Origin of the sequence: Vibrio sp. RC586, from assembly GCF_000176715.1 — a bacterium.
Lineage (GTDB): Bacteria > Pseudomonadota > Gammaproteobacteria > Enterobacterales > Vibrionaceae > Vibrio.
Genome location: NZ_ADBD01000005.1, coordinates 66,716 through 86,160, shown reverse-complemented (window position 1 = coordinate 86,160; position 19,445 = coordinate 66,716). Strand labels below are relative to the sequence as shown.

General features: G+C 47.3%; 30 protein-coding genes. 24 read left to right on the top strand and 6 right to left on the bottom strand.

Annotation, left to right across the window (positions count from 1 at the left end; translation table 11 throughout):
* Positions 1 to 2 precede the first annotated feature (2 nt).
* The 20 genes from rplP to rplQ all read left to right on the top strand — a co-directional run bounded on the left by rplP (position 3) and on the right by rplQ (position 9,584).
* Complete coding sequence (gene rplP, locus VOA_RS15115) at positions 3 to 413, top strand: 50S ribosomal protein L16 (protein ID WP_000941216.1); 411 nt, start codon at positions 3 to 5, stop codon at positions 411 to 413.
* Complete coding sequence (rpmC, locus tag VOA_RS15120) at positions 413 to 604, top strand: 50S ribosomal protein L29 (RefSeq protein WP_000647192.1); 192 nt, start codon at positions 413 to 415, stop codon at positions 602 to 604. Before rplP ends, rpmC begins: the two co-directional genes overlap by 1 nt.
* The gene (rpsQ, locus tag VOA_RS15125; protein ID WP_001280802.1) at positions 604 to 858 is read left to right on the top strand and encodes a 30S ribosomal protein S17; all 255 of its coding nucleotides are present in this window, start codon (positions 604 to 606) and stop codon (positions 856 to 858) included. Before rpmC ends, rpsQ begins: the two co-directional genes overlap by 1 nt.
* A 162-nt stretch (positions 859 to 1,020) precedes the next feature.
* The gene (gene rplN, locus VOA_RS15130; protein WP_000615540.1) at positions 1,021 to 1,392 is read left to right on the top strand and encodes a 50S ribosomal protein L14; all 372 of its coding nucleotides are present in this window, start codon (positions 1,021 to 1,023) and stop codon (positions 1,390 to 1,392) included.
* Between the two features lie 12 nt (positions 1,393 to 1,404).
* On the top strand, positions 1,405 to 1,722 hold the full coding sequence (gene rplX / locus VOA_RS15135; RefSeq protein WP_000729176.1) for a 50S ribosomal protein L24: 318 nt from the start codon (positions 1,405 to 1,407) through the stop codon (positions 1,720 to 1,722).
* Between the two features lie 24 nt (positions 1,723 to 1,746).
* Positions 1,747 to 2,286: a 50S ribosomal protein L5 gene (rplE, locus tag VOA_RS15140; protein ID WP_001096208.1), complete on the top strand. Its 540-nt coding sequence runs from the start codon at positions 1,747 to 1,749 to the stop codon at positions 2,284 to 2,286.
* Between the two features lie 17 nt (positions 2,287 to 2,303).
* On the top strand, positions 2,304 to 2,609 hold the full coding sequence (gene rpsN, locus VOA_RS15145; RefSeq protein WP_001118926.1) for a 30S ribosomal protein S14: 306 nt from the start codon (positions 2,304 to 2,306) through the stop codon (positions 2,607 to 2,609).
* 29 nt (positions 2,610 to 2,638) lie between these two features.
* Positions 2,639 to 3,031 (top strand): 30S ribosomal protein S8, encoded by a 393-nt coding sequence (rpsH, locus tag VOA_RS15150; protein ID WP_000062614.1) that lies wholly within the window; start codon positions 2,639 to 2,641, stop codon positions 3,029 to 3,031.
* 14 nt (positions 3,032 to 3,045) lie between these two features.
* The gene (gene rplF, locus VOA_RS15155) at positions 3,046 to 3,579 is read left to right on the top strand and encodes a 50S ribosomal protein L6 (protein ID WP_000091927.1); all 534 of its coding nucleotides are present in this window, start codon (positions 3,046 to 3,048) and stop codon (positions 3,577 to 3,579) included.
* Positions 3,580 to 3,588: 9 nt separating this feature from the next.
* Positions 3,589 to 3,942, top strand: a complete 354-nt coding sequence (rplR, locus tag VOA_RS15160) for a 50S ribosomal protein L18 (protein ID WP_000358092.1) — start codon at positions 3,589 to 3,591, stop codon at positions 3,940 to 3,942.
* 14 nt (positions 3,943 to 3,956) lie between these two features.
* Positions 3,957 to 4,460 carry a 30S ribosomal protein S5 gene (gene rpsE / locus VOA_RS15165; protein ID WP_001040926.1) on the top strand — a complete coding sequence of 168 codons (504 nt, stop codon included), beginning with the start codon at positions 3,957 to 3,959 and terminating at the stop codon, positions 4,458 to 4,460.
* 7 nt (positions 4,461 to 4,467) lie between these two features.
* Positions 4,468 to 4,644: a 50S ribosomal protein L30 gene (gene rpmD / locus VOA_RS15170; protein WP_000201159.1), complete on the top strand. Its 177-nt coding sequence runs from the start codon at positions 4,468 to 4,470 to the stop codon at positions 4,642 to 4,644.
* Positions 4,645 to 4,649: 5 nt separating this feature from the next.
* Positions 4,650 to 5,084: a 50S ribosomal protein L15 gene (rplO, locus tag VOA_RS15175; protein ID WP_000926114.1), complete on the top strand. Its 435-nt coding sequence runs from the start codon at positions 4,650 to 4,652 to the stop codon at positions 5,082 to 5,084.
* A 20-nt stretch (positions 5,085 to 5,104) separates the two neighbouring features.
* The gene (gene secY, locus VOA_RS15180; protein WP_000101599.1) at positions 5,105 to 6,439 is read left to right on the top strand and encodes a preprotein translocase subunit SecY; all 1,335 of its coding nucleotides are present in this window, start codon (positions 5,105 to 5,107) and stop codon (positions 6,437 to 6,439) included.
* A gap of 38 nt (positions 6,440 to 6,477) precedes the next feature.
* Positions 6,478 to 6,591 carry a 50S ribosomal protein L36 gene (rpmJ, locus tag VOA_RS15185; RefSeq protein ID WP_000868186.1) on the top strand — a complete coding sequence of 38 codons (114 nt, stop codon included), beginning with the start codon at positions 6,478 to 6,480 and terminating at the stop codon, positions 6,589 to 6,591.
* 149 nt (positions 6,592 to 6,740) lie between these two features.
* Positions 6,741 to 7,097 carry a 30S ribosomal protein S13 gene (rpsM, locus tag VOA_RS15190; protein ID WP_000090771.1) on the top strand — a complete coding sequence of 119 codons (357 nt, stop codon included), beginning with the start codon at positions 6,741 to 6,743 and terminating at the stop codon, positions 7,095 to 7,097.
* Between the two features lie 19 nt (positions 7,098 to 7,116).
* Entirely contained in the window at positions 7,117 to 7,506 is a 390-nt protein-coding gene (rpsK, locus tag VOA_RS15195; protein ID WP_001118870.1) for a 30S ribosomal protein S11, read from the top strand.
* 27 nt (positions 7,507 to 7,533) lie between these two features.
* On the top strand, positions 7,534 to 8,154 hold the full coding sequence (gene rpsD / locus VOA_RS15200; protein WP_000135214.1) for a 30S ribosomal protein S4: 621 nt from the start codon (positions 7,534 to 7,536) through the stop codon (positions 8,152 to 8,154).
* A gap of 24 nt (positions 8,155 to 8,178) precedes the next feature.
* The gene (locus VOA_RS15205) at positions 8,179 to 9,171 is read left to right on the top strand and encodes a DNA-directed RNA polymerase subunit alpha (RefSeq protein ID WP_001162087.1); all 993 of its coding nucleotides are present in this window, start codon (positions 8,179 to 8,181) and stop codon (positions 9,169 to 9,171) included.
* Between the two features lie 26 nt (positions 9,172 to 9,197).
* Positions 9,198 to 9,584 carry a 50S ribosomal protein L17 gene (rplQ, locus tag VOA_RS15210; protein WP_001216361.1) on the top strand — a complete coding sequence of 129 codons (387 nt, stop codon included), beginning with the start codon at positions 9,198 to 9,200 and terminating at the stop codon, positions 9,582 to 9,584.
* A gap of 122 nt (positions 9,585 to 9,706) precedes the next feature.
* On the opposite strand, the gene VOA_RS15215 is transcribed toward rplQ, so the two are convergent.
* Complete coding sequence (locus VOA_RS15215) at positions 9,707 to 10,183, bottom strand: DUF2780 domain-containing protein (protein ID WP_000559330.1); 477 nt, start codon at positions 10,181 to 10,183, stop codon at positions 9,707 to 9,709.
* Between the two features lie 138 nt (positions 10,184 to 10,321).
* Positions 10,322 to 10,942 carry an FKBP-type peptidyl-prolyl cis-trans isomerase gene (locus VOA_RS15220; RefSeq protein WP_000005599.1) on the bottom strand — a complete coding sequence of 207 codons (621 nt, stop codon included), beginning with the start codon at positions 10,940 to 10,942 and terminating at the stop codon, positions 10,322 to 10,324.
* A gap of 225 nt (positions 10,943 to 11,167) precedes the next feature.
* On the opposite strand from VOA_RS15220, the gene VOA_RS15225 reads away from it, so the two are divergent.
* Positions 11,168 to 11,734, top strand: coding sequence for a LysM-like peptidoglycan-binding domain-containing protein (locus VOA_RS15225; protein ID WP_001081785.1), 567 nt, complete (start codon positions 11,168 to 11,170; stop codon positions 11,732 to 11,734).
* Here the strand turns inward: VOA_RS15225 and VOA_RS0117270 are convergent.
* Positions 11,684 to 12,577, bottom strand: coding sequence for a DMT family transporter (locus VOA_RS0117270; protein WP_000085612.1), 894 nt, complete (start codon positions 12,575 to 12,577; stop codon positions 11,684 to 11,686). The genes VOA_RS15225 and VOA_RS0117270 overlap by 51 nt on opposite strands.
* A 2-nt stretch (positions 12,578 to 12,579) precedes the next feature.
* Positions 12,580 to 13,029 (bottom strand): GNAT family N-acetyltransferase, encoded by a 450-nt coding sequence (locus tag VOA_RS15230; RefSeq protein ID WP_000634062.1) that lies wholly within the window; start codon positions 13,027 to 13,029, stop codon positions 12,580 to 12,582.
* A gap of 181 nt (positions 13,030 to 13,210) precedes the next feature.
* On the opposite strand from VOA_RS15230, the gene dbpA reads away from it, so the two are divergent.
* Positions 13,211 to 14,593: an ATP-dependent RNA helicase DbpA gene (gene dbpA, locus VOA_RS15235; RefSeq protein WP_000993350.1), complete on the top strand. Its 1,383-nt coding sequence runs from the start codon at positions 13,211 to 13,213 to the stop codon at positions 14,591 to 14,593.
* 2 nt (positions 14,594 to 14,595) lie between these two features.
* On the opposite strand, the gene VOA_RS15240 is transcribed toward dbpA, so the two are convergent.
* Both VOA_RS15240 and cpdB read right to left on the bottom strand, forming a co-directional pair.
* The gene (locus VOA_RS15240; protein ID WP_001183014.1) at positions 14,596 to 15,165 is read right to left on the bottom strand and encodes a Crp/Fnr family transcriptional regulator; all 570 of its coding nucleotides are present in this window, start codon (positions 15,163 to 15,165) and stop codon (positions 14,596 to 14,598) included.
* Between the two features lie 120 nt (positions 15,166 to 15,285).
* Complete coding sequence (cpdB, locus tag VOA_RS15245) at positions 15,286 to 17,193, bottom strand: 2',3'-cyclic-nucleotide 2'-phosphodiesterase (RefSeq protein ID WP_232202773.1); 1,908 nt, start codon at positions 17,191 to 17,193, stop codon at positions 15,286 to 15,288.
* A gap of 367 nt (positions 17,194 to 17,560) precedes the next feature.
* On the opposite strand from cpdB, the gene cobA reads away from it, so the two are divergent.
* Both cobA and cysD read left to right on the top strand, forming a co-directional pair.
* Positions 17,561 to 18,427: a uroporphyrinogen-III C-methyltransferase gene (cobA, locus tag VOA_RS15250; RefSeq protein WP_000035989.1), complete on the top strand. Its 867-nt coding sequence runs from the start codon at positions 17,561 to 17,563 to the stop codon at positions 18,425 to 18,427.
* 43 nt (positions 18,428 to 18,470) lie between these two features.
* Positions 18,471 to 19,439, top strand: coding sequence for a sulfate adenylyltransferase subunit CysD (gene cysD / locus VOA_RS0117265; protein ID WP_269667650.1), 969 nt, complete (start codon positions 18,471 to 18,473; stop codon positions 19,437 to 19,439).
* Positions 19,440 to 19,445: the final 6 nt, after the last annotated feature.

The window sequence follows — 19,445 nt, the reverse complement described above, 5'->3', positions numbered from 1 at the left end:
AGATGCTACAACCTAAACGTACTAAGTTCCGTAAGGTTCAGACTGGTCGTAACCGTGGTCTCGCGAAAGGCACTGAAGTAAGCTTCGGCTCTTTTGGTCTTAAAGCTATTGGCCGTGGTCGTCTGACTGCTCGTCAAATCGAAGCAGCACGTCGTGCTATGACGCGTCATATCAAGCGTCAAGGTAAAATCTGGATCCGTGTGTTCCCAGACAAGCCAATCACTGAAAAACCACTAGAAGTTCGTCAAGGTAAGGGTAAAGGTAACGTTGAGTACTGGGTAGCCCAAATCCAACCTGGTAAGGTTATGTACGAAGTTGATGGTGTACCTGAAGAATTGGCACGTGAAGCGTTCCGCCTAGCGGCTCGCAAACTGCCATTCAAGACTACATTTGTAACTAAGCAGGTGATGTGATGAAAGCACAAGATCTACGCGAAAAGAGCGTTGAAGAGCTGAACTCTGAGCTACTGAATTTGCTGAAAGAACAGTTCAACTTGCGCATGCAAGCTGCGACTGGTCAACTGCAGCAGACTCATACTCTGAAAGCTGTACGCCGTGATATCGCACGTGTGAAAACTGTTTTGACTGAGAAGGCAGGCGCATAATGAGCGACAAAATTCGTACTCAACTAGGTCGTGTTGTTAGCGACAAGATGGACAAGTCTATCGTTGTTGCTATCGAGCGCATGGTGAAGCACCCTATCTACGGTAAATTCGTTAAGCGCACGACTAAAGTACACGCACATGACGAAAACAACGAGTGTGGCATTGGCGACACCGTTGAAATTCGTGAATGTCGTCCATTGTCTAAGACTAAGTCTTGGACTCTGGTGAAAATTGTAGAAAAAGCGAAGATCTAATCTCCACTCTTTCTCGCAAATCAGGCGGCTCCAATTATTTTTGGAGCCGCTTGTTTTTTGACTACCCAATCAAAAAAAAGGGTGGTACAATTCGCGTCCCTTTAAAGAGGCAGCCCGACCCGAGATGGGTCTAGTTTTTTTAATATTTAGCGGAGCACTAACATGATCCAAATGCAAACTATGCTGGATGCAGCTGATAACTCAGGCGCTCGCAGCGTAATGTGTATTAAGGTTCTGGGTGGCTCTCACCGTCGTTACGCCCACGTTGGCGACATCATCAAAGTTACCGTTAAGGAAGCAATTCCTCGCGGTAAAGTAAAAAAAGGTGATGTGTTAAAGGCGGTGGTAGTTCGCACCCGTAAAGGCGTACGTCGTCCAGACGGTTCTGTCATTCGCTTCGACCGTAATGCTTGCGTTCTGTTGAACAACAACAGTGAGCAACCTATCGGTACACGTATCTTTGGTCCAGTGACTCGTGAACTTCGTAATGCGAAATTCATGAAGATTGTATCACTGGCTCCAGAAGTTCTGTAAGGAGCGGCAACAATGGCAGCTAAAATCCGTCAAAATGACGAAGTAATCGTTCTTGCTGGGAAAGACAAAGGCAAGAAAGGTAAAGTAACTAAGGTTCTGGCAACTGGTAAAGTTATCGTTGAAGGTATCAATCTAGTTAAGAAACATCAGAAACCTGTTCCTGCAATGGGTGTCCAAGGTGGCATCGTTGAGCAAGAAGCAGCGATCGACGTTTCTAACATTGCGATTTTCAACGCAGCAACTGGTAAAGCAGACCGCATCGGTTTCCGTTTCGAAGATGGTAAGAAAGTTCGTTTCTTTAAATCTAACAACGAAATCGTTTCTAACTAATTAGAAGTAATTTGGAGTTCTACTATGGCGAAACTGCATGATTACTACAAGTCGTCTGTAGTCGCTGAGCTGACCAAACAGTTCAGTTACACAAGCGTCATGCAAGTCCCTAGAATTGAGAAAATCACCCTCAATATGGGCGTTGGTGAAGCAATCAACGATAAGAAACTACTGGAAAATGCTGCGTCTGATATGGCGATCATCTCTGGCCAAAAGCCACTGATCACTAAAGCGCGCAAATCTGTAGCTGGTTTCAAAATTCGTGAAGGCTACCCAATTGGTTGTAAAGTAACCTTGCGTGGCGAGCGCATGTGGGATTTCTTGGAGCGTTTGATTTCTATCGCTCTACCACGTGTACGTGACTTCCGCGGTGTTAACGGCAAGTCTTTTGACGGTCGCGGTAACTACAGCATGGGCGTTCGCGAGCAAATCATCTTTCCGGAAATCGACTACGATAAAGTCGATCGTGTACGCGGTCTTGATATCACTATCACGACTACCGCTGGTACCGATGAGGAAGGCCGTGCTCTGCTGGCTGCCTTTAACTTCCCATTCCGTAAGTAAGGTGAAGGGTTACTGTTATGGCTAAACAATCAATGAAAGCACGTGAAGAAAAACGTGCGAAGCTGGTAGCTCAGTTCGCTGAAAAGCGTGCAACTCTGAAAGCTATCATCAGCGATGTAAACGCATCTGAAGAAGATCGTTGGAACGCGGTTCTTAAACTGCAATCTCTTCCACGTGATTCAAGTCGTTCTCGTCAGCGTAACCGTTGCAACCAAACTGGTCGCCCACACGGTTTCCTACGTAAGTTCGGTCTAAGCCGTATTAAAGTTCGTGAAGCTTGCATGAAAGGCGAGATTCCAGGACTTCGTAAGGCTAGCTGGTAATTGCCACTTAATCATTTGGAGTAAAGTTTATGAGCATGCAAGATCCGATTTCGGATATGCTGACCCGCATTCGTAACGGTCAGGCAGCAAACAAAGTTGCTGTAAAAATGCCTTCTTCAAAGCTGAAAGTTGCAATTGCTGCACTTCTGAAAGCAGAAGGTTATATCGCTGATTTCGCTGTTGAAGGCGAAGTGAAAGCAGAGCTGGAAATCACTCTTAAGTATTTCCAAGCAAAACCAGTAATCGAGCAAATCAAACGCGTTTCTCGTCCAGGTCTTCGTGTTTACAAGAAGAAAGACGAGCTGCCATCTGTAATGGGTGGTCTAGGCGTTGCTGTCGTTTCCACTTCCAAGGGTCTGATGTCAGACCGCGCTGCTCGTAAAGCAGGTCTTGGCGGTGAAATCATTTGCTACGTAGCATAATTAAGGAGTAGAACATGTCTCGTGTTGCTAAAGCACCTGTCGCTATTCCAGCTGGCGTAGAGGTGAAACTGAACGGCCAAGAGATCACTATCAAAGGTGCTAAAGGCGAATTAACTCGCTCTTTCCACAATGGTGTAGTGATCGCACAAGAAGACAACCAACTGACTTTTGGTCCACGTGAAGGCGTAGCCAATGCATGGGCACAGGCAGGTACTGCACGTGCTCTTGTTAAGAACATGGTTGTTGGTGTTACTGAAGGCTTTACTAAGAAACTCGTTCTGAAGGGTGTTGGTTACCGTGCTGCTATGAAAGGCAACGCTGTAGGCTTGACTCTGGGTTTCTCTCACCCTGTTGAGCATGAACTGCCAGAGGGTGTTAAAGCAGAATGTCCAAGCCAAACTGAAATTGTCCTAACTGGTTGCGATAAGCAAGTTGTTGGTCAAGTTGCGGCTGACATTCGTTCTTACCGCGCGCCTGAGCCTTACAAAGGCAAAGGTATTCGTTACGCAGATGAAAATGTGCGTAGTAAAGAAGCTAAGAAGAAGTAAGGTAACACTATGGATAAGAAAGCATCTCGCATCCGTCGTGCTACACGTGCACGTCGTAAGATTGCAGAACTGGGTGCAACTCGCCTAGTAGTACACCGTACTCCTCGTCACGTGTACGCACAAGTGATTGCAGCTAATGGCTCTGAGGTTATCGCCGCCGCTTCTACTGTAGAAAAAGCGATCCGTGAGCAAGTGAAATACACCGGTAACATCGATGCAGCGAAAGCAGTGGGTAAAGCTGTTGCAGAGCGCGCACTTGAAAAAGGCGTAACTGTAGTTGCGTTTGATCGTTCTGGTTTCCAATACCACGGTCGAGTAGCAGCGCTAGCAGATTCTGCTCGCGAAGCTGGTCTGAAATTCTAAGGTAGGGTTGGAAGATGGCTAAAGAACAACAAGTTCAAGCGAATGATTTGCAAGAAAAATTAATCGCAGTTAACCGCGTTTCTAAAACGGTTAAAGGTGGTCGAATCATGAGCTTTACTGCACTGACTGTAGTTGGTGACGGTAATGGTCGTGTAGGTTTCGGTTACGGTAAAGCCCGTGAAGTACCTGCTGCGATCCAAAAAGCAATGGAAAAAGCACGTCGTAGCATGGTTACGATCGCGCTGAACGAAGGTACTCTTCACCACCCAGTGAAAGGTCGCCATTCGGGCTCTAAAGTTTACATGCAGCCTGCTGCAGAAGGTACTGGTGTAATCGCAGGTGGTGCGATGCGTGCAGTGCTTGAAGTTGCTGGTGTACACAACGTTTTATCTAAAGCGTACGGCTCTACTAACCCAATCAACATCGTTCGTGCAACGATTGATGCGCTAGTAGACGTTAAGTCACCAGAAATGGTTGCTGCTAAACGTGGTCTAACTGTTGAAGCGATTTCGGAGTAAGAACACAATGGCAACTATTAAAGTAACTCAAACTAAAAGCTCAATTGGTCGCCTGCCAAAGCATAAAGCTACACTGCGCGGTTTAGGTCTTCGTAAAATCAACCACACAGTAGAACTTGAAGATACGCCATGTGTTCGTGGCATGATCAACAAGGTTTACTACATGGTTAAAGTTGAGGAGTAATCATAATGCTATTGAATACTCTATCACCGGCTGCGGGTTCTAAACATGCTCCTAAGCGTTTAGGTCGTGGTGTCGGTTCAGGCCTTGGTAAAACAGGTGGCCGTGGTCACAAAGGTCAAAAGTCACGTTCTGGCGGCAAAGTACGTCCAGGTTTTGAAGGCGGTCAAATGCCTCTGAAACAACGTCTACCAAAATTCGGCTTCACTTCTCGTAAGAGCTTTGTGTCTGCTGAAATTCGTCTGTCTGAACTGGCGAAAGTAACTGGTGACGTAGTTGATCTGAACGCTCTGAAAGCGGCAAACCTTGTTACTAAAAACATTGAGTTTGCAAAAATCGTTCTTTCTGGCGAGATCAACAAAGCAGTGACTGTAAAAGGTCTACGCGTGACTAAAGGCGCTAAAGCTGCAATCGAAGCTGCAGGCGGTAAAATCGAGGAATAATCTCGAGGATTGAGGTACAGATGGCTAGAAAACCAGGACAAGATTTTCGTAGTGCTCAGAGCGGCTTAAGTGAACTAAAGTCGCGCTTATTCTTCGTAATTGGTGCACTTTTAGTATTCCGAGCCGGCTCTTTTGTGCCGATTCCTGGTATTGACGCTGCTGTACTTGCCGAATTGTTCGAACAGCAAAAAGGTACTATCGTAGAAATGTTTAACATGTTCTCCGGTGGTGCCCTTGAGCGTGCATCTATTTTAGCACTGGGCATCATGCCGTATATTTCGGCGTCAATTGTTGTCCAGTTGCTAACGGTAGTTCATCCAGCGTTAGCGGAACTCAAGAAAGAGGGTGAAGCAGGCCGTCGTAAGATCAGCCAATATACGCGCTACGGCACGCTTGTACTTGCAACATTCCAAGCTATTGGTATTGCAACAGGCTTACCAAACATGGTCAACAATCTGGTCGTTATCGACCAAACCATGTTTACCCTGATTGCGACCGTGAGTTTAGTAACCGGTACCATGTTCCTAATGTGGTTAGGTGAACAAATTACAGAGCGTGGAATTGGAAATGGTATTTCGATACTGATTTTCGCAGGTATTGTTGCTGGATTGCCCAAAGCAATCGGTCAAACAATCGAGCAAGCGCGTCAAGGTGAACTGCATGTACTTCTTCTGTTGTTAATCGCAGTACTCGCTTTTGCTGTGATTTACTTCGTTGTTTTCATGGAGCGTGGTCAACGTCGTATCGTTGTTAACTACGCAAAGCGTCAACAAGGTCGTAAAGTGTTCGCAGCACAAAGCACTCACTTGCCGTTGAAAATTAACATGGCTGGTGTGATTCCTGCGATTTTTGCGTCAAGCATTATCCTGTTCCCAGGAACATTGGCGCAGTGGTTTGGTCAGAACGGTGAAAGCAGCACATTCGGTTGGCTAACTGATGTGTCTTTGGCTTTGAGCCCAGGCCAGCCTCTGTATGTAATGCTTTATGCAGCGGCAATTATCTTCTTCTGTTTCTTCTATACTGCGTTGGTATTTAACCCGCGTGAAACAGCAGATAACCTGAAGAAGTCTGGTGCATTCGTACCCGGTATCCGCCCAGGTGAACAGACAGCGAAATATATCGATAAAGTAATGACACGCTTAACCCTTGCGGGCGCACTGTATATTACTTTTATCTGTCTGATCCCTGAGTTCATGATGGTCGCGTGGAACGTACGTTTCTACTTTGGCGGCACATCACTACTGATTGTAGTTGTCGTGATCATGGACTTTATGGCACAGGTACAGACCCATTTGATGTCTCATCAATATGAGTCTGTGTTGAAAAAAGCAAATCTGAAAGGCTACGGCCGTTAATACGGCAGGCAGTTCAGATAGATTTACGGAGTTTAGCAATGAAAGTTCGTGCTTCCGTTAAAAAAATCTGCCGTAACTGTAAAGTTATCAAGCGTAACGGTGTCGTTCGCGTGATTTGCAGTGAGCCAAAGCACAAGCAGCGCCAAGGCTAATTAGCAGAAATTTTTTACTTGAAAATTAAGGTAGTGTCGAGTATATTCCTCGGCCTACCTTTTGCGTGCAAAAGAAGTAGTATACCGCAACGTATCCTCGACGGGCTTTGTTGCGGGTAATTCTTTGATGAAAGTACTAGGAGTGCATAGTGGCCCGTATAGCAGGCATTAACATTCCTGATCATAAACATGCTGTAATCGCTCTAACGGCGATCTACGGTATCGGTAAAACCCGTTCAAAAGCTATCTTAGCTGATCTGGGTATTGCTGAGAGTGTTAAGATCAGTGAACTAACTGAAGAGCAGATCGATCAACTGCGTGATGGTGTAGCTAAGTACACTGTAGAGGGTGATCTACGTCGTGAAGTTTCCATGAACATCAAGCGCCTAATGGATCTTGGTTGTTACCGTGGTCTTCGTCATCGTCGCAGTCTACCACTACGTGGACAGCGTACTAAAACCAACGCTCGCACCCGTAAGGGTCCGCGTAAGCCGATCAAGAAATAATCGGGAAGGGTAGAGTACAATGGCTAAACAACCAACTCGCGCACGTAAGCGTGTACGCAAGCAAGTTGCTGATGGCGTAGCGCATATCCACGCATCTTTCAACAACACAATCGTAACCATTACGGACCGTCAAGGTAATGCTCTTGCTTGGGCTACCGCTGGTGGTTCTGGTTTCCGCGGTTCTCGTAAGTCTACTCCGTTCGCTGCACAGGTTGCTGCTGAGCGTTGTGCTGAAATGGCTAAAGAATACGGCCTAAAGAACCTAGAGGTTATGGTTAAGGGTCCTGGTCCAGGTCGTGAATCTACTGTTCGCGCTCTGAATGCAGCTGGTTTCCGTATCACGAACATCGTTGATGCTACACCAATCCCTCATAACGGTTGTCGTCCACCGAAGAAACGTCGCGTTTAACGTTTCTAGGAAGATTGGAGAAAGATCATGGCAAGATATTTGGGTCCTAAGCTGAAGCTTAGCCGCCGCGAAGGTACTGACTTGTTCCTTAAGTCAGGCGTTCGTGCGATTGATACCAAGTGTAAAATTGATAACGCACCAGGCGTACACGGCGCTCGTCGCGGTCGTCTGTCTGAATATGGCGTTCAGCTTCGTGAGAAGCAAAAAGTTCGTCGTATCTATGGCGTTTTAGAAAAACAATTCCGTAACTACTACAAAGAAGCTGCTCGCCTGAAAGGCAACACAGGTGAAAACCTGCTTCAGCTTCTGGAAGGTCGTCTGGATAACGTAGTTTACCGTATGGGTTTTGGTGCAACTCGCGCTGAAGCACGTCAGCTGGTTAGCCACAAAGCTATCCTAGTGAACGGTAAAGTAGTAAACGTTCCTTCTTTCAATGTTGCGGCTAACGACGTTGTTGCAATTCGTGAGAAAGCGAAAAAGCAATCTCGCATCAAAGCAGCTCTAGAAGTTGCTGAACAACGCGAAAAACCAACTTGGATTGAAGTCGATGTAAACACGATGGAAGGTACATTCAAGCGTCTGCCTGAGCGTTCTGATCTGTCTGCTGACATCAACGAACAATTGATCGTCGAGCTTTACTCTAAGTAAGGTTTAAACTAAAGAGAGGACACAATGCAGGGTTCTGTAACAGAATTTCTTAAGCCACGTCTTGTTGATATCGAACAAATCAGCACGACACACGCAAAAGTAACTCTTGAGCCGTTAGAGCGTGGTTTCGGCCATACTCTGGGTAATGCACTTCGCCGTATTCTTCTATCTTCAATGCCAGGTTGTGCTGTGACTGAAGTAGAGATTGAAGGCGTTCTTCACGAGTACAGCACCAAAGAAGGTGTTCAGGAAGATATCCTTGAGATTCTTTTGAACCTGAAAGGGCTGGCTGTTCGCGTTGCCGAAGGCAAAGATGAAGTGTTCATTACACTGAACAAATCAGGCTCGGGCCCTGTGGTTGCAGGTGACATCACCCATGACGGTGATGTAGAGATCGTAAACCCTGAACACGTAATTTGTCATTTAACATCTGACAATGCTGCGATCGCTATGCGTATCAAAGTAGAACGTGGTCGTGGTTATGTTCCAGCTTCTGCCCGTATCCATACTGAAGAAGATGAGCGTCCTATCGGTCGTTTGCTTGTTGATGCTACTTTCAGCCCTGTAGACAAAATTGCCTACTCTGTTGAAGCAGCTCGTGTTGAGCAGCGTACTGACTTGGATAAGCTCGTTATCGATATGGAAACGAATGGTACTCTTGAGCCTGAGGAAGCAATCCGTCGCGCAGCAACAATTCTTGCTGAGCAATTGGATGCGTTCGTAGATCTTCGTGATGTACGTGTACCTGAGGAGAAGGAAGAGAAGCCAGAATTCGATCCGATCCTACTGCGTCCTGTAGACGATCTTGAACTAACAGTTCGCTCTGCTAACTGTTTGAAAGCAGAAGCGATTCACTACATCGGTGATCTGGTACAGCGCACTGAGGTTGAGCTTCTTAAAACGCCAAACCTTGGTAAGAAATCTCTTACAGAGATTAAAGACGTGCTTGCATCACGTGGTCTGTCTCTGGGCATGCGTCTAGAAAACTGGCCACCAGCGTCAATCGCTGAAGATTAATCGATATTAGTTAGAAGGATTAGGTCATGCGCCATCGTAAGAGTGGTCGTCAACTCAACCGCAACAGCAGTCATCGCAAAGCGATGTTCAGCAACATGGCTAGCTCTCTAGTACGTCATGAAGTTATCAAGACTACTTTGCCAAAAGCGAAAGAGCTGCGTCGCGTCGTTGAGCCTTTGATTACACTAGCTAAGACTGACAGTGTTGCTAACCGTCGTCTAGCATTTGCTCGCACTCGTGATAACGAAGTGGTAGCAAAACTGTTTAACGAACTAGGTCCACGTTTCGCTGCACGTCAAGGTGGCTACACTCGTATTCTGAAGTGTGGTTTCCGTGCAGGTGACAAAGCTCCAATGGCTTACATTGAGCTGGTTGATCGCCCAGAAGTTGCTGTAGAAGCTGCTGCTGAGTAATCAGTTCGTCATGCAATAAAAGAGCCGGGCTAGCCCGGCTTTTTTATTTCTGCTTTCTGCCTTATTTTGCTTGTAGAGTGTTCAACTCTTACTCGCACTCTATCTCGATAGGCTGTGTGGTACTACTGCCACAGTTTGCCTAGCGATTCCAATAGGTTTTGACTAGCACCTTGCTGCGTCAAGTATTGCATCAAAACAGGTACAAACTGTTCGACCATGCTGGCATCCAGCCCTAAAGCATTAAAGGCTTGGTTAACTTCTTTGCGTTGTAAAATGGTGCTGAGATTTTGATTGGGAATGAGTCCGCTTAATTCATTGAGATCTGGGATTAACTGGTTCAGCTCACTGCTTTGTTCGTTAGTAAGATTATTTCGTGCTTGTGCGAGCAGTGTCGCTACGCCACCTCCGGCTTGTTGCGGAGATAGTGGTAACTGGCTAGTAAATTGAGTCAGCAAATCTTGAGTTGCTTTAGATTGGGAAAGCGTTTCGCCAACCAATCCGGCGAGATCATTCGAACCCAGATTTTTTAGATTTGGTAAAGCCAAAGCTGATGTGCTAGCAAGAGTCGAAATAAGTAAGGCAGTAAAACGATAGTGCATGATCACTCTCCATATAACGCGCAACATATTTCCTACGGTTCAGAGATGCGACTCCAAGTAGTAGGTAGTAGACGATAGTCTAATTAAAAAAGAGCGACCCAGTGGGTCGCTCTTTGTCACAATTCTGCGAAAGTAAACTTACAGGATATCGAGTAACTCTACTTCAAATACTAAGGCTGCGAATGGTGGAATTGCTGCACCAGCACCACGCTCACCATATGCAAGGTCTTGTGGAATATAGAGTTTCCACTTAGAGCCTACAGGCATAAGTTGTAGCGCTTCAACCCAACCGCGGATCACGCCTGTCACAGGGAATTCAGCGGGTTGACCACGAGAGACTGAACTGTCGAAAACGGTACCATCAACCAACTGGCCATGGTAGTGAACGCGAACTGATTTGTCTGCCGTTGGGATAGCGCCATTGCCTTCAACCAACACTTCATATTGCAAACCAGAGTCAAGAACCGTCACTTCTGAACGCAGAGCGTTGTCTTTCAGGAACGCTTCACCTTCAGACGCAGCTGCTTTTGCTGCTTCTTGGCGAGCTTCTTCAGCGCGCATGTGAATGGCGTGTAGTGCTTGGTTGATCTCATCGATAGAGATAGCTGGCTGTTCACCCACCAGTGCGGTTGCGATACCTGCAGCGATTGCTGCTACATTCAGGCCTTCTAAACCGCTACCCGCTAGTTGCTGACCCATTTGTAGGCCGATGCCGTAGCTGGCTTTCTGCTCTACGGTTTCAAATTTCACTTCAGACATAAAAGTCACTCTTGGTCGTTCAATAAAGGCGACAGAATAACAGGTTAGTCATTGCGATGAAATGTTTAGCCTTAGTTCCATCAGGTCAGTTAGGTGTGACGTGTCGCAGAAAGTTTAGCGAAAAACATCAAGATTGTGTCAAGCTTTGGCTTTAAAGTTACTCGACTCTATACTCTAACCTCATGAATTTTTATACTGTGGGCAAGTAATTAAAGGACTTTGAACATGAACCGCCGCCACAAGAAGCCGCAGCAAACTGATTATCTTGCCCAAGTACAATCGTACTGGCAGCAATTGGATTGGTCTCGTTATCGTCAGCAATTTCTCGAGCTCTGGTTGCGCCTCCCTTTGCGCCATCGCCGTGGTTTGATGGTGTTAACACCCGCTGTGTTGGTTTTGATGGTGATCCCTCTGCCGGATAAACAAGAAGCGGTTAACGAAACCTCTTCAGCACCCAAACGCATTGAGGTTGGAATTAATACACAAGGTTTGAGTGAGCAGCGCACGCAAGAGCAAGCCGCTCTCAAATCTTCAGCCTGGCAAGAATACGTTGTTCGTCAAGGTGATACTCTGTCTCAGGTGTTCCGTAATAACGAACTGCCACTCACCGATATCAATGCCTTGGTCAAAGTCGAAGGTTCGGATAAACCATTGAGTCAAATCCAAGCGGGGCAACTCATCCGTTTCAAATTGGCTGAAAATGGTCAACTGGACATTTTGCAGCTGGAGCGCAATAACCAATCAGTGATGTTCTTCCGACTCTCTGACGGCGGTTTTGGGCGCAGTAAGTAATCCCCACCACTTCACTAACAGTACACTCGGTAGTAAAGGCAGGATAATCATTCCTATGCCAAGCCAAGTTAGCGCATCTAAAAGTTCACCAAACCCAATTGCCCCAAAGGCAGCGACAAAGATCAGCCCCGAATATTCAGCCAGTGCGATTTGACTGGCTGGCGCTTTTTGATAGGCGGCAACAGCAAATCCGTTGTACAGCAAGATCAGCCCTGCGCTGGCTGCAATCCATAACCATTGGTTTAGGATTAATGGTTGCCAATAAGCCGCTGCCAATAACCCCGAAATCGGTAATGAAAAAAGTGATGTCCACATCAATGTGGTGATCACGGGTTGGCGCTCTGGGATCGTGCGGGCCAGTAGGTTAAATAGCGCCAGTGAAAATGCTGTGCCTAGGGCAAACAGCGCAGCCCAATGGAACTGCGATGGTCGCAATACAGTCAATACCCCGATAAATCCGGTTACTGTTGCCACTATCTTGCTACGGCTGGGCTTCTCTTTCAGGAATAAAATGGAAAGCGGCAACATGAGCAGTGGTGCGGCGTAAAAAACTGCATTGGCGGAGGCCAAAGGCAGATACGAAATGGCGACCACCATGCAACCCGCACCGAAAAGCACTAGGTGAGCGCGTACCCAAGTGACTTTAGGATCATGCAGTTGACGTAAGACTTTGGGTTGGCGTCGCCAAAGTGGCCAAATCAGAGCAAATGCGAACAATTGGCGTAGAAACATGTATTGGAACGGCACCACCTCGCCTTGCAGCATTTTAACCGCCACATCAGAGAGTGAGGCCGCTAAGTTACCCAAGATCAGCAGCCACACAGCCAACGTTGCACGACTCATGATTAAGTTCTTTTCATGTCGATGTGGGGAATGCCATCTTCCAGATAGGTTTTTGAGGTAGCCACAAAACCATAACGGCCATAAAACTCCCGCAGATGTTCCTGAGCCCCAATTTCAATCGATTGCTGCGGCCATAGGTGTTGGCAATGTTCAAGTGCAGTTTGCAGTAACAGATGGCCTAAGCCATTACCACGTGCGCTAGCCTTCGTCGCCACTCGGCCAATACTGACACTTGGGTAACTGATGCCGATTGGCAGCAAACGAGCACAAGCTACTAACTCTTTATCTCGGTAGCCGAGCAAATGATGCACACCAGTCATGCGATCTTTGTTATCTAATTCGGGATAGGGGCAGGTTTGTTCCACCACAAAAACATCCACACGGAGTTTTAGTAGATCGTACAGCTGTGCGGTGGTTAATTGGCAAAAAGGCATACATTGCCAGGTGATCATCTCTATCTCCTTGAATATAAGATCTCTACGGATATGAATAGCAGTACTGTAACAGGCCGCGCAAAAACCAGCGTTAACAAAGGTTAAGGGCAAGCAAGAAAATTTAAATCAAGATTCACTGGAGCTCGCGAGCAAAATGACGATAATAGCGCTTCTTTTTTCGTCACACTGAGGACACCCCTTGAACGCCAACTCTTTTGCAGCTTTGAATCTGAAGCCTGAATTACTCGCTAACCTTGAAACAATGGGGTTTGCTTCTATGACTCCGATTCAGGCGCAATCTCTTCCCGCAATCCTCAATGGACAGGATGTGATTGGCCAAGGAAAAACGGGCTCAGGCAAAACGGCGGCGTTTGGTCTTGGGGTGTTATCAAATCTCAATGTAAAACGCTTTCGCGTGCAAGCCTTGGTGTTGTGTCCAACGCGTGAGTTGGCTGACCAAGTGGCAACCGACATTCGTACTTTGGGGCGTACTATCCACAACATCAAAGTGCTGACTCTGTGCGGCGGTATGCCGATGGGACCGCAGATCGGTTCCCTTGAGCATGGCGCACATATTTTGGTAGGCACGCCGGGGCGTATTTTGGATCACCTGAGCAAAGATCGTATCGATCTGAGTGAGCTGAATACGCTGGTATTGGATGAGGCTGACCGCATGTTAGAAATGGGCTTCCAAGAAGCGCTAGAAGCGATCATCGCCGCCGCGCCAACCCAGCGTCAAACCTTGCTGTTTAGTGCCACTTATCCCGCCAGCATTGAGCAGGTCGCGCAAAGCGTGACTCGCAATGCGATGATGATCAAAGTCGCGGCAACGCATGATACTTCGAGCATTCGCCAATACTTTTACAATGTGGATGGCAGCACCGCGCGTGATGAAGCGTTGGAAACCTTACTGTTGCACCATCAACCCACCTCATCAGTGGTGTTTTGTAATACCAAGCGTGAAGTGCAAAATGTCGCGGATGCGCTGCATCAAAGCGGTTTTAGCGTGATTGAACTGCATGGTGATATGGAGCAGCGTGAGCGTGACCAAGCCCTAGTGCAGTTTGCTAATAAGAGTATTTCGATTCTGGTGGCGACTGATGTGGCCGCACGTGGTCTGGATGTCGATAACCTCGATGCCGTGTTTAACTACGATTTGTCACGCGATCCTGAAGTGCATGTGCACCGTATCGGTCGTACGGGTCGTGCAGGCAGTAAAGGTTTGGCGTTTAGCTTCTTTAGCGACAACGAGAGCTACCGTGTGGCGCAAATTGATGAGTACATGGATATCGCAATTGAGCCATCTACTTTGCCACAACCTGCGGCAGGTGCGCGCCCTTACGCCGCCAATATGGTGACCATTCAGATTGATGGTGGTAAGAAAGACAAGGTTCGTCCGGGTGATATTCTTGGCGCACTCACCAGTGACGGTGAGTTGACCGCGGCGCAGATCGGCAAGATCAACCTGTTCCCGATGCGATCTTATGTCGCAGTAGAGAAGAAAATTGCCCATAAAGCGCTGAACAAAATCGCTAACGGCAAGATGAAGGGACGTCAGTTCCGCGCTCGTTTACTTAAATAATCTCACGAATGATTTCTCAGCCGTGCTTTGATGCGGCTGAGGCTAATCGGCGTGATCCCCAAATAAGCGGCGATGTGGTGATCGCAAAGCCGCTCCATCAACTCAGGGAATTGCGCACACATCACCTGATAACGCTGTTCAGGTCGATAGAGCAACATAAAACGCTCTTTTTGCTCTTTGTACAGCAGTTGGGTTTCCAACAAACGCTGATAAAGCGGATGACCGCTAGCACGCCATTCCCGTAATACTTCAATCGGCACGCCCACTAATTGCACTGGTGATAAGGTTTCCAACACAAACGGCGAACCCTGTTCACGGATCAGACTTTCAAAGCCGATTGCCCAATCTTGCTCCCAGTAGAATTCCTTGCTGAAGCTTTTTCCTTCTTCGGTGAGATAACAAGCGTGGCATAGCCCTTCTAACACCCAATACGCAAACGGAGTTTGCTCGCCTTGCGCGACCAAAATATGCCGTGTGGGTAACTCTAATGGCTGGGCAACGCTCTGTAGCTGTGTGCATTCGGCATCCGAAAAGCCATGATGTTTGAGATAAGCTTGAAACTGCGGTTGCATAAAAGCCTCATAGAAAAAGAGAAACAGCCACTTAGGGTGGCTGTTTACTTTACGTGATAACTCTGGTGACTTGAAGCCGCAGCAGTGTTGCCTGCAGCTTCAATATTGGGTTATCGGTGCTTATTTTTGTAGGTCGATACGATACACCGCAAAGCCGACTTCATCGGTAGCGACTTGGGTCATCGGATATTGGCCTTTTTGTTTAATAAACTGGGTTGCCTTATCACTTGGTGAGGTTTCAAAGCGGATATCCAGTTTTGTTTTGCTGGAAATCGGAGCAAATGACCAGTTGTTGTCAGCACTTGGCGTAACTTCACCTTTCTCTTTGCTTACACGCGCAATGTAATCGGCAACCACAGTGCGGTTTTCATCCGGTGAATCAAACGCGACAAACTTAGCACCGGTTCCAGCAAACTTATTGCTATAAGCACGGTAGTTGTTGGTGGCGATCAAGAAGGTCTGCTTGTCATTGATCGGCTTACCTTGATAGGTCAGCTTCACAATACGCTGTGATTTAGGATTGATCAGTTTGCAATCGCCGTCGTAGCGCGCTGGCTGAGTAATATCAATCTGATAGTTCACTCCATCGATCACATCAAAGTTATAGGTACGGAAGTCATTCCAGTTGATCAGTGATTGCGGTGCGCTAGAGGTCACATCAATTTGATTGAATTGACCTGCGGAACACTCCAACCACTCTTTCACTTCATATCCGCTGACCTTCATGGTGACTAAGGTGTTCGGGTAGAGATAAAGATCTGCCGCGTTACGGAAGGTGAGTTCACCGGCTTCTACTTCGGTAAAACCATTGGGATCATCTTTACGGCCACCGGCTTTAAAGGGAGCGGCGGCTGACAGCACTGGTAGACCATCAAGGTTTGGATCGCCTTGAATAAAGCGCTCAACATAATCTTTTTGCGCTAGGTTCACGATTTGTACGGTGGGATCGTCTTGTACCAATGACAAGAAGCTGTACATCACATCGTTCGCTTTACCTATCGGTTGGTTAACAAAATCGCGGGTGCCTTTGTGATCATCTTGCAGTGCTTTCACCATTGCGGTATCGGCTTCGACCAACGCTTTTTTATTGGCTTTATCGAAAATAGGGCGAGCTTCAGATTGACCGGAAGTGACCGTCCAGCGGCCTTGTTGTTTTTCCAACGTCAGATCCATTACCCCAACATGGCTACCCCAGCGCCCCGGCATCACAGCAGTGACACCATTGATGGTGCCTTTATCGATGTCTGCACCCGGTACATTGGCAAAATCTTTACCCGGGAAGACGGCGTGAGAGTGGCCAAAAGCAATGGCATCAATGCCTTTCACTTGAGTCAGGTAGTAAACCGAGTTTTCCGCGCCCGCTTGATATTCCTCGGTGCTGATCCCAGAGTGCGGAATGGCCACAATCACGTCCGCACCTTGTGCTTTCATTTCTGGAATGAGCTTTTCTGCGGTCTGTTTGATATCGGCTGCGGTCACTTTACCTTCGAGATTTTTCTTATCCCACACCATGATTTGTGGCGGAACAAATCCGATATAACCGACCTTGATGGTATGTGCCTCTCCATCGGTATCTTTAAAGCTGTGCTCTTTAATCACGTAAGGCGAGAAGAGGTGCTGACCGGTTTTGGCATCAAACACGTTGGCATTGATGTAGGGGAAAGCGGCATCGTTGATGGTCTCTTTTAAGAAATCGAGACCGTAGTTGAATTCGTGGTTACCAATGTTGCCCACATCGTAGCCCAGTGGATTCATCGCTTTGTAAACCGGATGGACTTCACCCGCTTTAATGCCCTTATCCGCCATGTAATCGCCCATTGGGCTGCCTTGAATCAAGTCGCCGTTATCCACCAACACGCTGTTTTCTACTTCGGCACGGGCTTGTTTAACGAGTGTTGCTGCACGCGTCAGGCCAATTTGATCGGAGGCTTTATCTTTGTAGTAGTCATAATCCATCAAATTAGCATGAATATCAGTGGTTTCGACAATACGCAGTTTGATCGTATCAGCCATTGCAGGGCCAGCCATGGCTAACAGGCCACCGAGAACTGCTAAAGAAACAGGTTTGATCATCATGGTCATGATTGACTCCAGAGTGAGTTGCAGAAAAGAACAAAAACAATCCGATAAATGTAACAAAACTCGATGAAACAATTATTTCACTCATGAATAAACTGTGATGTAACGCGATGCCTTTATCTAAATCTGCCCCCTTGATCCCAGTTAGAGCACGACACCTCAAGTTGCTTTTGCGCTCAATCTGCTGACTTTTATCGAATAGAGTCATTTTTAATCGTTTATATCAGCTTTTGGAATAAAAAATGAAATTATAGAATTTCAGGTAATAAATAGAACTGCTCATAATGCCTGCAACAGACCAATAAGGATCAAGATTATGGCGCAGGATGCGGTGACCCCTTTTCGTAAAACCCCTCGCTTAGCCGTTGTGGAAGGCTCAAGTTATTCGCGTGCGACGCGCAGCCAACTGCAAGCGGGTGAAGTGGCGTTGGTGGGCGCAGGTCCAGGTGACCCTGAGCTCTTGACGGTAAAAGCGCTCAGCTACCTACAGCAAGCCGATGTGGTGCTGTACGACTACTTAGTCTCCGATGACATCATGGCGTTAATTCCGACGGAAACGATTTTAGTCTGCGTTGGCAAACGTGTGGGTCACCATAGTGTGCCGCAAGAGAAAACTAACCAGTTGTTGGTGGACTTTGCCCGTCAAGGCTATCGAGTGGTGCGCATCAAAGGCGGCGATCCCTTCATGTTTGGTCGTGGTGGTGAAGAGCTGGAAGTGCTGTTTGAAGCAGGCGTGAAATTCCAGATTGTTCCCGGCATTACCGCAGCGGCAGGTGCAACAGCGTACGCCGGCATTCCATTGACTCATCGTGATTACGCCCAATCTGCTTTATTTGTGACGGGTCATTTAAAAGCACAAGCCGAGGATTTGGATTGGTCAACTCTGGCTCGTGGGCAACAAACCTTAGTGATTTACATGGGGTTAAGTAATGCAGCCATGATCGCTCAGCAATTGCAGCAGCATGGCCGCCATGCCAGCACGCCAGTGGCAATCATTGAACGCGGCACACAAACTAGCCAGAAGGTGCTGATTGGCACACTGCAAACCTTGCCAAGTTTGGCGACTCAGGCGCAATCACCGGCGTTGATTGTGGTGGGCGAAGTGGTGGAGCTTGCGAACAAACTGCACTGGTTTGGTGAAAGGCATCAAGCTGAGCAGCTTGAAGCTGCGCAATCGGCCTAAGAGTGAACACACATCCTCTTGTTCATAACTCATGATTTAAAAGATACGGCGTTGCCAAGGCGCAGCGCCCAGCCGTCAGGCAAGCGAAAAGGAAGCAGGAAAAATGGATCAACAACGTTTAACCCATTTAAAACAGTTGGAAGCAGAAAGTATCCACATCATTCGTGAAGTGGCGGCAGAATTTGATAATCCAGTGATGATGTACTCGATTGGTAAAGATTCATCGGTGATGTTGCATTTGGCACGTAAAGCCTTTTATCCGGGCAAAATTCCTTTTCCTTTGTTGCACGTCGATACCGACTGGAAGTTTCGCGACATGATCGCGTTTCGCGATGCAACGGCAAAAAAATACGGCTTTGAGCTGTTGGTGCATAAAAATCCGGAAGGAATCGCTGCAGGAATTAACCCGTTCGTGCATGGTTCTTCCAAACACACCGACATCATGAAAACCCAAGGCTTGAAGCAAGCACTGAACAAATATGGCTTTGATGCGGCTTTTGGTGGGGCGCGTCGTGATGAAGAGAAATCGCGTGCCAAAGAGCGTGTCTACTCTTTCCGCGATAAAAACCATACTTGGGATCCGAAAAATCAGCGCCCAGAGCTATGGCGTACCTATAACGGCCAAATCAACAAAGGCGAAAGCATTCGCGTGTTTCCACTCTCAAACTGGACTGAGCTGGATATTTGGCAATACATCTATTTGGAAAATATCGAGATTGTTCCGCTCTATTTAGCCGATGTACGCCCGGTTGTGCAGCGTGATGGCATGCTGATCATGGTAGATGATGAGCGCATGGAACTGCGTGAAGGCGAACAGATTGAACACAAAAGCGTGCGTTTCCGCACCTTGGGTTGTTACCCACTGACTGGGGCAATTGAGTCACAAGCCAACACACTGACCGAAATTATTGAAGAGATGCTGGTGGCGACGTCGAGTGAGCGTCAAGGCCGCGCGATCGATCACGATCAGTCGGGATCAATGGAACTGAAAAAACGTCAAGGTTACTTTTAAGGATCG